Source organism: Roseateles sp. P5_B10 (assembly GCF_056400485.1).
In genome coordinates, this window is record NZ_JBFULE010000095.1 from 1 (window position 1) to 12,751 (window position 12,751).

12 protein-coding genes are annotated in these 12,751 nt (G+C 66.8%); 6 read left to right on the plus strand and 6 right to left on the minus strand.

What is annotated here, in order from left to right; genetic code table 11:
• Positions 1-1,722 (plus strand): bifunctional diguanylate cyclase/phosphodiesterase (locus AC1DU6_RS09060; RefSeq protein ID WP_477856811.1); only part of this gene is annotated, 1,722 nt, incomplete at its 5' end.
• A gap of 21 nt (positions 1,723-1,743) precedes the next feature.
• On the opposite strand, the gene AC1DU6_RS09065 is transcribed toward AC1DU6_RS09060, so the two are convergent.
• Genes AC1DU6_RS09065 through AC1DU6_RS09075 form a run of 3 tightly spaced genes read right to left on the minus strand, consistent with a single transcriptional unit; the run spans position 1,744 to position 4,503 of the window.
• Positions 1,744-2,574: an arginase family protein gene (locus AC1DU6_RS09065; protein ID WP_477856813.1), complete on the minus strand. Its 831-nt coding sequence runs from the start codon at positions 2,572-2,574 to the stop codon at positions 1,744-1,746.
• A complete protein-coding gene (locus tag AC1DU6_RS09070) occupies positions 2,565-3,803 on the minus strand; it encodes a hypothetical protein (protein ID WP_457324599.1) in 1,239 nt (412 codons plus the stop codon). Before AC1DU6_RS09070 ends, AC1DU6_RS09065 begins: the two co-directional genes overlap by 10 nt.
• A 31-nt stretch (positions 3,804-3,834) precedes the next feature.
• Entirely contained in the window at positions 3,835-4,503 is a 669-nt protein-coding gene (locus AC1DU6_RS09075) for a methyltransferase (protein ID WP_457324600.1), read from the minus strand.
• A 221-nt stretch (positions 4,504-4,724) separates the two neighbouring features.
• Between AC1DU6_RS09075 and AC1DU6_RS09080 the strand changes: the two genes are divergently transcribed.
• Genes AC1DU6_RS09080 through AC1DU6_RS09095 form a run of 4 tightly spaced genes read left to right on the plus strand, consistent with a single transcriptional unit; the run spans position 4,725 to position 9,232 of the window.
• Positions 4,725-5,765 (plus strand): ABC transporter substrate-binding protein, encoded by a 1,041-nt coding sequence (locus AC1DU6_RS09080; protein ID WP_457324601.1) that lies wholly within the window; start codon positions 4,725-4,727, stop codon positions 5,763-5,765.
• Positions 5,762-7,234, plus strand: coding sequence for a sensor histidine kinase (locus AC1DU6_RS09085; RefSeq protein ID WP_477856816.1), 1,473 nt, complete (start codon positions 5,762-5,764; stop codon positions 7,232-7,234). The genes AC1DU6_RS09080 and AC1DU6_RS09085 overlap by 4 nt, the downstream gene beginning before the upstream one ends.
• Positions 7,200-7,655, plus strand: a complete 456-nt coding sequence (locus AC1DU6_RS09090) for a response regulator (RefSeq protein WP_056193887.1) — start codon at positions 7,200-7,202, stop codon at positions 7,653-7,655. The genes AC1DU6_RS09085 and AC1DU6_RS09090 overlap by 35 nt, the downstream gene beginning before the upstream one ends.
• The gene (locus AC1DU6_RS09095) at positions 7,652-9,232 is read left to right on the plus strand and encodes a hybrid sensor histidine kinase/response regulator (RefSeq protein ID WP_477856817.1); all 1,581 of its coding nucleotides are present in this window, start codon (positions 7,652-7,654) and stop codon (positions 9,230-9,232) included. The genes AC1DU6_RS09090 and AC1DU6_RS09095 overlap by 4 nt, the downstream gene beginning before the upstream one ends.
• A 62-nt stretch (positions 9,233-9,294) precedes the next feature.
• Here AC1DU6_RS09095 and AC1DU6_RS09100 read toward each other — a convergent pair whose 3' ends face one another.
• On the minus strand, positions 9,295-10,083 hold the full coding sequence (locus AC1DU6_RS09100; RefSeq protein WP_477856818.1) for a hypothetical protein: 789 nt from the start codon (positions 10,081-10,083) through the stop codon (positions 9,295-9,297).
• A 111-nt stretch (positions 10,084-10,194) separates the two neighbouring features.
• Between AC1DU6_RS09100 and AC1DU6_RS09105 the strand changes: the two genes are divergently transcribed.
• Positions 10,195-10,920 (plus strand): hypothetical protein, encoded by a 726-nt coding sequence (locus tag AC1DU6_RS09105; protein ID WP_056193895.1) that lies wholly within the window; start codon positions 10,195-10,197, stop codon positions 10,918-10,920.
• Here the strand turns inward: AC1DU6_RS09105 and AC1DU6_RS09110 are convergent.
• A complete protein-coding gene (locus AC1DU6_RS09110) occupies positions 10,884-11,903 on the minus strand; it encodes a glycoside hydrolase family 88 protein (RefSeq protein WP_457326329.1) in 1,020 nt (339 codons plus the stop codon). The two genes, AC1DU6_RS09105 and AC1DU6_RS09110, sit on opposite strands and share 37 nt — an antisense overlap.
• Before the next feature lie 23 nt (positions 11,904-11,926).
• The coding region (locus tag AC1DU6_RS09115) for a chromate transporter (protein ID WP_477856821.1) at positions 11,927-12,751 on the minus strand (825 nt) is incomplete at its 5' end.

Here is a 12,751-nt window from a genome sequence, read left to right on the forward strand (position 1 = left end):
ATCTTCTTCTGGCTGCGCAAGATGGGGGAGAGGCGCGGCATGGTCTTCCAGCCCCTGGCCGCGCTGGTGATGGGCATCGCCATTTGCGGCATGCACTACACGGGCATGGCGGCGGCTAGTTTTCCGGCCGGCACCGTCTGCCTGAGCGCTGACGCGTTGRCAGGCCCGCAGCTCGGGATGATGGTGTCGGTGTCATCCGTCGCGTTGCTGGCGATGACCTTGTTCACTTCGACCCTCGACGCCCGCATGCGCAGCTCGCTGAAGGTCGCGAACGTGAAGCTGGAAACGGCCAACGAGGAGCTGCGCCGGCGTGCCTTCCAGGATCCGCTCACCGGCCTGCCCAATCGCATGCTGTTCGAGGACCGCCTGACCCACGCGCTGCAGCGCCATGCGCGCAACGGCGAGCAGATCTCGGAGCGCAATGCCGGCAAGGTGGCCGTGCTGTTTGTCGACCTGGACGGCTTCAAGCCGGTCAACGACTCGCTCGGCCATGCCGCCGGCGATGCGGTGCTGAGGGAGGTTGCCGTGCGCCTGCGTTCAGCGGCCCGCGACGCCGACACGGTGGCGCGCATCGGTGGCGACGAGTTCGTTCTGCTGATGGAGGACGTCAGCAGCCTGGTGGACTGCGTCAGCCTCGCCCGCCGCCTGATCGAGGCACTGGCGGCACCTCTGGAGATCGGCGGCCGCCGGGTCGCCTTGTCTGGATMGGTTGGCATCGCCGCCTACCCTGATCACGGTGACGGCGACAAGCTGGTCATGCATGCGGACGCCGCGATGTACACCGCCAAACGCGCCGGGGGCAGCACCTATGCGCTGTACGAGGCGCATATGGACGAAGGTGCGCAGGAGCAGCTCAATCTGCTGAACGACCTTCGCCATGCCATCGAGCATGAGCAACTGCAGCTCTATTACCAACCCAAGATCGATGGCCAGCATGGCCAGATCCGCGGTGTCGAAGCCCTGCTGCGCTGGAATCATCCGGAGCGCGGCCTGCTGGCCCCGGGTCTGTTTATCCCTCTCGCAGAGCGCTTCGGCCTCATCAACGGCCTTGGCAGCTGGGTCATCGAAGAGGCCTGCCGGCAGATGCGCGCCTGGGCCGAGATCGGGCTGCACATGCGCGTGGCGATCAACCTGTCGGTGCATCAACTGCGCGAGGAAGACCTGGCGGCGCGGATCGAAGCGGCCCTTTCCAGGAACTTGGTCGAACCCTCCCAACTGCTTTGCGAAATCACCGAATCCGTCGCGATGGAGGATCTCAAAAGCACGCAGCGCGCGTTCGAGGAGTTAGCCCGGATCGGCGTGTTTCTCTCCATCGACGATTTCGGGACCGGCTATTCCAGCCTGAGCTATCTGCGCCAGCTGCCCGCCCGCCAGCTCAAGATCGATCGCAGCTTCGTTGCCGACGTCGAGACCAGCAGCGACGCCAAGGCCATCGTCAGCGCCGTCATCCAGTTGGCCCATGAGCTGGGGTTGCGCGTCGTCGCCGAAGGTGTGGAGACCAAGGGGCAACGCGACATCCTGCTGGCGCTGCACTGCGACGAACTGCAGGGCTATTTCCTGGCGCGGCCCATGGCGGCCGAGACGCTGCAGGCCTGGACCGAAGGGCAAAAGCCCGCCGGCACGGCTGATTTCTCACCCTCTGTATTGGGTGGTCATCTCATGATGGAGGCCAGGGCCTTGGGCGCGATGGGCTTGCAGGACAACACGGCGACGCCGTTCTGACGACAACCGGGCAGCGCGGCCTCAGGCGTCGAGCAGCGTGTTCAAGATCTCCAGGCAGGCCTGGGCGGTCCGGTTGTCGGCGTCCTGTTCCTCATGCCATGCAGAGACGGAGACGGCGACGATGTTGTACGCGCGCAGGGCGCCAAAGAAGTCGGCCATGTCCGCGGCACTGGGGCCGCGCTGGACGTGGTATTTGAGCGCAGGCATATGGGCCGGGTCGTCAATGATGTCGGTGTCCCAGTGCAGGTAGATGCGCTCCTGCGGTTGCAGGTGTGCCAGCACTTCGTCGAGCGGGCAGCGCAGGATCTGGGAGCCGAGCAGGGCTTCGCGCTCGCCGGGGTCGAGATCGCGGGCATCGGCGAGAACGATTTGCTGTTGTGGATAAGCCTGCACGCCGATGGTGGCCAGGCAGGCGCGTGCCGCCTGGCTGCGCGGGTCGAGATCTTGGTCGACCCGTCCGACGAACAGGGCCAGGGGCATGCCGCCGATGTACTGGGTCTGGCTGCTGGACCAGGTGTGGAAGTCGCCATGGGCATCCAGCCAGAGTACACGCTCGGGCGGCTGGCCGGCTTGCTGCAGACCGGCCAGTAGCCCCAAGCTGGAGACACAGTCGCCGGCGAGGCTGACTGGCCGGCAGCCACTGCGGGCCAGCGTGGCGACACGAGCAGCCAGCAGGGCGTAGAGGCGCCCCAAGTTGTCCAGCTTGGCGATGGGATCGTCGATCCGCGTCGCATGCTGCCGTGCCGGTGCCAGCACTTCCCAGGGATGGGGGTCGATGTCGAGCACGCGGCGCAGGCCGTCGCGGCGCTGGCCCATCAGGTAGGGCAGCAGAAGCCTTGCATTCACAGCCATCTGTCGGGCTCCATGGGATAGCCAAGCCTGTCCATCATCTCGCGCACCTCGGTCCGCTGAGCCAGGTCCAGCAGCAAGGCGCTTCTTTTGTGCCAGCGTTTGGAGCTCGGTGGTTCGGTGGCCATCTTGATGGGCAGCGCATCTGGCGGGGCCATGGCGGGCAGGCCCAGATGGTCGGTGATCAACCGCAGCGTTGCGATGGGGTTGTCGACGAAGTCTTCAAAAGACACGCGCAGGGTGCAGACGCCGCTTTGCAGGATGGCTTCGTGGATGGAGTACCACTGGTTCAGGCACACCTCTTCCAGCTTCGCCCGGGTGAACTGGCGCCAGTTGGGTGGCAGGTCGAACTTCCACCACTTGCGGCCGAAAGCCACGGTGTCGGAATAGCCGGGGATGACGAGTTCGCAGCCGATCTTGCTGAGGTCGTGGGAGAAGAATCCCAGCGGGTAGAGCCAGCCGTCCATCAGGCCGTTGATGGACTGCGCGAAACCCCGGGTCAGATGGATGTAGCTCACCTCGGCGTTGGGGAACAACTGCTCGTACATGCCGATGCGGTAGGCGTCGGACGGCGCCTTGAACAGCAGCACCGATTCCCGCACATCGGCCGGGCCGAAGGGCCGCCGCTTGAGCGTGGGTACCACGAAGGGAGGCTCCTCGATTTTCAAGGGTTCGTCGAAGTGCCGGCCGTCGCCGCGGTTGGCCTTGCCGTCGTAGTAGCTGATCCGCCAAGGCTCGTCGCTGAACACGGTGGAGAGCACAAGTTCCTGGAGCTCGGTTTCGCTGCGACGCTCGCCGCCTTCGAACTGGCCCAAGGCCGCCTCCAGCGACTGTTCCAGGCGCCGCTCGGCAGCGGTGTCCAGGAAACGCGACGGGAACTGCAGCAGGAGCCGGTTCTTCCACTTCCTGAGCAGCAGCTCGGTATCGAGGAGGTCCGCCGAGGCAAAGGAAACCTCGTCCAGAATGTTGCTGCTCAATTCCTCGACATTGGCCACCCGCTCGATGCCATCGCTGTCGGAGTTCTGATTGAAGCCGTTGCCCGACAAGGCCAGCAACGGGTCCAGTTCCCCATCCAGTGAAGCGATGCTCGGATGCAGGGCCAGGGCCTCCTTGAAGAGGCTGGATCCGCCGCGCGAGCCGCACAGGATGACGGCCACCCTGCGGACCCTCGTTCTCAGGCCTGAGCGCGGGACGGCGCGGCGCGCCTTGATGGCCAGTAGCAGGCTGTCCATGGGGGGCGATGCGTCAGGTTCCTGGAATCGATCAAGCCCAGGTCATCTCGTAGACGAAGAACTGCTGGCGCCCGGTTTCGTCCGTGGCTTCGCTGGCCAGCTCCCTGGTCTGCAGGCCCGCTGTTTGCGCCAGGCGCTTCATGGCCTCGATCTCACCGAAGTTGGACTGCACGAAATAGATGCGCCCTTTGGGCTTCAAATGCCGGCCCACGCCTTCGAAGAAGCGCGTGTTGGTCTTGAAATCGGTGTCCCACTGGGACATGGCCACCACATCGTGTGCCGGCTTGTTTCGGAACGGCAGGTTGGCGGTGATGACATCGAACTGCTCGTCGCCCAGCGCCTCGAACAAATTGGACTGCAGCGCTGTCATGGTGCCGGCAAAGCCGTGCATCTGGGCGTTGTGGGTGGCGCTTTGGATGGCCGCCGGGTTGATGTCCACGCCCACCACCCTCCCTGCGCCCTGGTAGCAGGCAAAGATGCCAATGACGCCTGAGCCGGTGCCCACGTCCAGCACGGTTTCGCCTGGCGCGACCGTGAAATTCCTGACCAGCGGCAGGCTGTCGGCGAAGGGCCAGAAGGTGTCGGGGTAGACCAGGAACTCCTTGTCCAGATAGCGGACTTTGCGGCCTTCCGGCGGCACGGATTTGAAGAGTTGCTGCCGCTGTGCCTGCCACTGGTCTGTGTAGCTCGTCAGGTCCATCTGCCACCTCCAGGGCCAAAGCATTGCCAGATTTGCTTGAACTGGCAACGGAGAAATCTCCTATGCCGCAGTTTGGACAAGTTAGGTCATACGTCACGCAACAGGCCTTGCAAGACGCAAGCCGTGCCCGTACTCTTCGTTCAAACGAGCTTAGACAACACACTTAACCCGTTATCCAGGTGGCCTTCATGGCCTTGGCGTGTTGGGTGCGGGAGGACCAAATGAGCGCTCCGACCCCGGCGGGTCGCGGTCTGAACCGCCGTCTGAATCGCCGTCATCTGGCAGGCCTGGCCTCACTCGCCGTGCTTGCCACGGCGTTTGGCCTGAGCCGGCGCCGGTCCGGCCCGCCCTTGGCGCCCGAGCGGCTCTCGATTGCGCTTCCCCAGGCGCCGCATGCCGGTCTTATTCACATCGCCGCGGCACGGGGCTTCTTCGATGAACGCGGTCTGGCAGTGACGGTGCTGCCGCAAACCCATGGCAAAGCTGCGCTGGCCGAGCTCCTGCGAGGCGGCGCGGACCTCGCCGCCGCGGCCGACGTGCCCATCGTCATCGAGGTGCTCAAAGGTGCGCCGCTGAGCATGGCGGCGGCGGTGGCGAGCGCCTCCAACGAACTGGCCGTGCTGGCGCGTCGCGACCGCGAAATCAGCTCACCGGCCGGCCTGCAGGGGCGCCGGGTGGGCGTCACCCTCGGGACCAGCGGCGAATACTTCCTGTGGGCCTTCATGGTGCGCCATCGCCTGGCCCCGCAGTCGCTGATCCTCGTGGACCTGCCGCCAACCCGCCTGATCGCCGCGCTGCGCGACGGCAGCGTGGACGCCATCGCCGCCTGGCAGCCGGTCCGGCATGAAGCCGAACTGGCCCTGGGCAGCGCCATCATCTCGTTCAGTGCACCCGATGCCTATGCCCAGAACTACGTGCTTGTCGGCCGCAGCGAATTCATGTCCACCCGCGGCGAGGCTTTGCGCAGACTGCTGCTGGCCCTGCTGGATGCCGAGCGTTTCGTGCAGCTCGACCCCCAGCAGGCGAAGACGCTGCTGGCAGCACGCCTGAAGCTCGACCCCGAGGCGCTCGAGCCGGCCTGGCAGGCGCTGGATCTGGAGGTCGATCAGCAGCAGGCCCAGTTGGTCACGCTCGAAGATGTGGCGGGCTGGGCGATGGCGCGCGGTTATGCGCCCACGCAGCCGATGCCGAACTTCCTGTCCCATCTGAGCCTCGACGCCTTGCTGGCCGCGAGCCCGGGGCGGGTGACGGTGGTGCGATGAAGATCAGCAGCAAGGCCCGGATCGCCGCAGCGCTGATGTTCGGCGCCATGGTGCTGATCGCCGCCAGCATCGGCTGGGCGAACACCCAGGTCAGTGCCGCTGTCAAGCAGCGCCGCCACAGCGCCGCGATCGCCAGCGCGCTCAACGACATCCGCATGGTCACCTTCGAATACCTGCTCAACCGTCGCGAACGCGCCCGATTGCAGGAACAGGCGGTCTGGCAGCGTCTTGAAGGCCTGCTTGCATTGCCGACCGGCCTTGACGATGCCGCAGCCAGGACACTGGCCGAGCTGCGCGCCAACGGCGAGGCCAGCCACCGCTTGTTCGGCGAAGTTGTGCCCACGCGAGCCGCCGGTGGCGTCGCCGACGAGGTCCAGCAGCGCTTCGAGGTCCAGATCTCCAGCCGGCTGCTGATCCTGCAGCAAAGAAGCCTCGTCGACGCGGCCAAGCTGATTGACGATGCGGGCGTTCGTATCGACGAGACGCAACAGCGAGTGGTCCTCGTGACGGCCGCGGGACTGGTGTTGATGGCGCTGATCACGGGGGCTGCCGTCTGGATGTTCCGGCGCGACGTGCTCCGCCCGATCGCGCGGCTCGAGCAGGCCACTCGCGAGGTGGCCGCCGGCAACTGGTCGTTCGAGCTCGATGTCGGCAGCGCCGATGAACTCGGCGAGATGGCGCGCCACTTTGACGCGATGACGCGCGCGCTGCGGGATTCCTTTGGCCAGCTCGAGCTCAGCAATCGGGAACTCGTCTCGCTGAACAATGAGCTCGAGTCATTCAGCTACTCGGTCTCGCACGACCTGCGCAGCCCCCTTCGCAGCATGGATGGCTTCTCGCTGGCTTTGATCGAGGACTATGGCGATCAGCTCGACGACGAGGCCCGTGACAGCCTGCAGCGCATCCGCGCCGCCAGCCAGCGCATGGGTCGCCTGATCGACGAGCTGCTGGGCCWGGCGCGGGTGACGCGAGCCGAGCTGCGCATTCAGGAGGTGGACATCAGCGCCATGGTCCACGAGATGGCGGCCACACTGGCCCGGAGTCAACCCGAGCGCCAGGTGCGCTGGGAGATCGACGAGGGCATCAGGGTGCAGGCCGACCGGGAGCTGATCCACATCGCGCTGCAGAACCTGCTCGAAAACGCCTGGAAATTCACGGGCAAGACCGTCGACGCCGTCATTCGCGTGGGTATGCGCCATGAAGGCAGGGACCGGATCTGTTTTGTTGCCGACAACGGTGCAGGCTTCGACATGGCCTACGCCGATCGCCTGTTCGGCGCCTTCCAGCGCCTTCACCACGAAAGCGATTTCCCGGGCACCGGCGTCGGCCTGGCGATTGTTCAGCGTGTGCTGCGCCGCCATGGCTGGCCGTTATGGGCCCAGGCCAGCCTCGGCAGTGGCGCCACATTCTTCTTCCGTATCCTGGAGCAAACCGATGAGCGACGAGAGCAAGGTCATCCTGCTGGTTGAAGACAACCCGGACGATGTCGCGCTGACGCTGCGCGCATTCAAGCGCAGCCATCTGATGAATCCGCTGGTTGTCGCCCGCGACGGCGTGGAAGCGCTCGATTTCCTGTTTGCGCGTGGTGCCCATGCCCATCGTGCTGAGGCGGCGCTGCCAACACTGATCATCCTCGACTTGAAGCTGCCCCGGCTGGATGGGCTTGGCGTGCTCAAGGCGATGCGCGCCGACCCCCGCACGGCGTTGCTTCCGGCAGTGATCCTGACCTCGTCGAAGGAGGAGCAGGACATCGTTTCGGGCTACAAGCTGGGCGCCAACAGCTATGTGCGCAAGCCCGTCGACTTCACCGAGTTTCTCGAGGCGGTCAAGGTGCTCGGTATCTACTGGCTCGCACTCAACCAATTGCCGCCGCGGCCGGCGTCGTCATGAATCAACGGCCGATCAGGGTTCTTGCCGTCGAGGACTCGGAAAACGACGCCCGCCTGGCGATGCGCCTGCTGCGCCGCGCAGGCTTCGCGCCTGATTTCCACCGGGTCCAGGATCTGGCGGCGCTGCAGTCAGCCCTTGTCCAGGGCCCGTGGGATGCGGTGATCTCCGACTTCAGCATGCCGGGCTTCAGCGGCCTGGAAGCGCTCACCACCTTCCGAGCGAGCGGTCTGGACATTCCCTTCATCTTTGTCTCCGGCACGATCGGCGAGGAAACGGCTGTGGTCGCGATGAAGGCCGGTGCCAACGACTATGTGATGAAGGACAACATGAGCCGGCTGGCGCCCGTGGTCGAGCGCGAACTCGTCCAGGCCGCTCGCCGGGCCGCGCATCGAGAGGCGGAGGCCGAGTTGAGACGCTTCGAGGCACAGCTCGGCGAGGCGCAAAAGATGGAATCCCTCGGGACGCTCGCAGGCGGCATCGCCCACGACTTCAACAACATCCTTGGCGCGATCCTCGGCAATGTCGAACTCGCGCGAGGTGAACTCGAGGCCGACCATCCCGCGCTGACGATGTTGGGCGAGATCCAGAAGGCCGGCCTGCGCGCGCGCGACCTCGTCCGCCAGATCCTGACCTTCAGCCGCCGCCAGCCGCAGCAGTTGCGCAACGTCGCGCTGCGGCCAATCGTCGATGAGACCTATGGCCTGCTGCGCGTGACCCTGCCGGCTGGGGTTGAACTCGAATTGAGCCTGAGCGATGTGCCTTTGCACGTCGATGGCGACGCCACCCAGCTCCAGCAGGTGCTGATGAATCTGAGCACGAATGGCTGGCACGCGTTGCGTGGCGAGGTCGGCAAGATCGTCATCGGCCTTGAGGCGGTGCATCTGGACGCGGCCACGGCCCGTGCCCTGTCCGGGCTGGTCGCCGGCCCCTATGCCCATTTGTGGGTGAGTGATACGGGCATGGGCATGGACGCCGCGACACGCGAGCGGATCTTCGAGCCCTTCTTCACGAMCAAACCAACGGGGCAGGGCACGGGCCTGGGCCTGTCGGTGGTCCATGGCATCGTCGTCGCCCATCAGGGCAGCATTGCCGTGGACAGCCTTCCCGGTCAGGGCAGCACCTTCCACCTCTACCTGCCTGCCGTCAATCCGCCGCTGCCGGCGATGAGCGTCGAGCGCCTGTCGGATGCACCGTCCCTTGGGCACGGCGAGCACGTGATCTATCTGGACGACGACGAGACCGTCGTGCTGGTCGTCGTGCGCCTGCTGGAGCGTGCCGGCTACCGCTGCAGCGGCTTCACCGAGGCAGCCGCTGCGCTTGCGGCCCTGGGCGCCGCACCCGATGCGGTGGACTTGTTCGTGACCGACTACAACATGCCTGTCCGCTCAGGCCTCGACGTCGCACGCGAGATCGCCTCCCTCCGCCCCGGGTTGCCTGTGGTGATCAGCTCAGGCCTGATCACCGACGAATTGCGCGAACAAGCGACGGCCGCGGGTGTGCGCGCCGTGCTTGAAAAGGAAGACACCTTCCGCGACCTGACCGCACTGGTTGGGAGGCTCCTGGCCGCGGCCAGGTGAGATTTTGCGCAAAACGCATGGATGTCCCGGTGATGACCCTAGGCGGGGCCGGGGCAAGTTCTTCAGCGGCCTGAGGGCTCCGCCTTTTCCGCGGGTTGGATGTGTAGACCCGAAAGCGCAGGCAATGCCAGCAGGAGCTCGCGCTGCTCGTTGCCAACGCCATACAGCAGGCGCAGACGCTGCGGCGCCGGTGTGACGGGGAAGAACGCGCTGCGCCGCAGTTCGGCGCCAGGGGCGAGGTCGGCTGGCAACTGGAAGCCGCGCCGCTTGATCTCATACTCGATCACCAGGGACTCGGCGTTGACCCTGCTCTGCGTTCGGTAGGCCGAGATGCCGCCCACCAGCAGGGCCAGAGGCAGGATCGGCGCCATCACGGTGTAGCCGGCCGCACTTGCCAGCACCAGCACACCGGCCACTGCCCCGCTGGAGCCAATCACCACGATGCGCCCGGCCGTTTTCATGGCGTCGACGTTGCGTGTCGTCTCGCTCTTGAGCTGATCGGGTGCGGTGGTGTGGTTGACGTTGTCGAGGACGTCGTTGGCGAGCGAGATCGAGCGCAGCTGGACCGGTGTGCGGCTGTCGTTGCGCACGACCAGCGCGTACTCATCCCAGTCGGCTTCGCGCACCCAGCTGGCCGCATCGTTGCGGACGATGACTTGCTGCACATCGAGCTTGATGCCGTCCGCCGTTTCGGCGCGCCAGCCAAGTGCCGTCGTGGCGTCGAGGGCAGGGGGGTGCAGCAGCCGTGATTGGCCGGCACAGCCACCGAGCAGCAGCGCCGTGGTGGCGACGAAAACGGCGCATGCGGCGACCCTGAGGATTCCTGCGACGAAGCTTGCGGGTGGCTGCATGTGCACCTTCGAACGGAATCCATCGGGCCGCATGCACTATAGGTGTGGGCGGCCGCCCTCGCGGTGGCGACGCTTGCGGTAGATTCGCTTCGCCCCCCAACGCCCATCGACATGAACCGCCTGCAGTCCGAGTTGCATCGCTTGTACCTTTTGACCTCGCCGGATCTGGGCGGGCATTTGATCGATGGTGCGGGCCAGGTACGGGCAATGGTCATGGAGCTGACTGGCCCTGCCGACTGGGATGTGCTGTCCAAGGTCTGGCGCGGCGTGCAGGCCGATCTTGAGCTGCCCGCCCCCGCCATCGCCGTGTCGGGCAGCGACGGGCTGCAGCTGTGGTTCTCGCTGCAGGCGCCGATGAGCGCATTGCGCGCGGCGGCGTTTCTCGCCCATCTGCAGGCACGCTACCTGGCCGGCGTCGCGCCTGCACGCCTGCGGTTGAGTCCATCGGCGGCCGGCCAGACCTTCGACGCAGCGCTCGTGCCGGCGCAGCAGGACGCCACGGAAAACTGGTCCGCCTTCGTTGCGCCCGACCTCGCGCCGGTGTTTGCCGACACACCCTGGCTGGACATCCCGCCGGGCATCGAAGGGCAGGCTGACCTGCTCGCGCGGCTGGAGAGCATCAAGCCGGCGGCTCTGGCCGCCGCGATGCAACGGCTGCAGCCCGTGGTCTCGACAGGCTCATCGCCCGCAGCTCAACCGTCGAGCGCAGATGTGGAGCCCAAGCGCTTCCTGCAGCAGGTGCTGAACGACGAGACGGCCGCGCTGGCCTTGCGGGTCGAGGCGGCAAAGGCGTTGTTGCGCTATGCCGAACAGCCAGGCTCCCGGCAGAACGACTGAACCGCCAGCAACACCATCGCCGCCGCCCGATCGTCCCGGCCGTGCACGATGGGCCGCTGCAGATAGAAGTCCAGCGTCGGCCCGGCCGGCGTGCCGGCGCAGACATCGCGGAAGCCGCCGGTTGCATCGATGCGCGACTGCATGCCCGCCCAGGCGCGGGTGACGGCCGCGTCTGCCACGCCGGCGGGCAGCCAGCCGTGGCTGCGGGCCATGACCAGTGCGGTCAGGCTCATCGCCGTCACGGTCAGTTCGGGCTGGGCGCTGGGCTGGTCCAGCACCTGGCGCCACAGGCCGTCCGCGCCTAGCAGGGGCAGCAGCGCGTGCAGCTGGTTTTGCAGGCGTCCGATCAGGGGTGCAGCGGCGGCAAAACCCTGCAGCGGGCCGGCGACGGCTTGCGCAAGGGCGAGCGACGCGAAGCCGTTGCCGCGGCCCCAGGCGACCGGGGAAGCCTCAGCGTGTTCAAAAAGGCCGTCGGGCCGCTGCAGTCGGTCAGAGAGATGCAGCAGCGCAGCGGTCAGGGCGACGGCCGCGCGCTTGCGTTCCTGCGCGGGCAGCAGGGGCGCGGTGCGGTCCAGCAGCAGCGTGGCCATGAACATGTCGTCCGTCCACGAGCGCAAGCCGGCGAGGCGCGGGCCGGCGGCGGTGTCAGCCAGCACCGAGCGCAGCGCCTGCACGGCCAGCGCGCCGGCCGCCGTGTCGCCGTCCAGCGTTGCTGCTTCCGCCAGTGCCGCATAGCCGGCCAGGCGCGGCCAGTCGGTGGGCATGGCATAACCCGGCGCGTTGACGGCCTCGCGCAGGGCTGCCGTGGCGGTGCGCGCCATCTCGAGCTGGCCAAGATGCCTCTGTGCCGAGACCAGCAGGGCGTTGACGTAATGGGGCGTTGGCGTGGCGACGTACTGTGAGGCGATGGATAGCGCCAGGCGCCGTGCGTCGCTCGCTGGCGGCTGGGCCGCCGGGCGCGCGCTGGTGGCGACGGCGCCCAAGGCAATACAGGCCTGGCGCCGCCTCACAGCAGCGTGGTGGCCAGGCCGATCGCCGCGCACAGGCCCAGCAGCGGCATGACGCCCAGCTTGAAGCGGAAAAGCGCGATGCCGGCGCCCGCAGCGATGAGGGCCGAGACCGCGTCGAAGCGCCCGCCAAAGCCCTGGGGCCACAGCACGTGATACGCGAAGAACACGGCCAGGTTGAGGATGACGCCGACSACTGCCGCCGTGATGGCCGTCAGCGGCGCCGTGAACTGCAGCTTGCCGTGCGTGGACTCGATGACCGGGCCGCCGGCCAGGATGAAGACAAAGGACGGCAGGAAGGTGAAGAAGGTGACGACGCTCGCCGCCGCGGCGCCGGCCAGGAAGAGCGAGTCCGGCCCGAAGAGCTGCTTCACCCAGCCGCCGACGAAGCCGACGAAAGCGACCACCATGATCAGCGGCCCCGGCGTCGTCTCGCCCAGGGCCAGCCCGTCGATCATCTGCGTGCCGGTCAGCCACTGGTGCTGCTCGACGGCGCCCTGGTAGACATAGGGCAGCACCGCATAGGCGCCGCCAAAGGTCAGCAGCGCGGCCTTGGTGAAGAACCAGCCCATCTGCGTCAGCGCGCCTTGAAAACCGTGGGCGGCGACCAGGCCGGCCATGGCGGCCAGCCACAGCCCGAGGCCGATGGCGAGCACGCGGGCCAGGCGGCTGCGGCTGAAGCGGGCATGGGGTGGCGTCGGCGTGTCGTCGTCGATGAGGGCCGGGCCGTAGCCCTGCTTGGCAGCACCGTGGCCGCCGCCGAGGGCGAAAACCTGCGGCGCCAACCGGCCGCCGATGTGGCCGATGAGGGCAGCGGCCAGCAC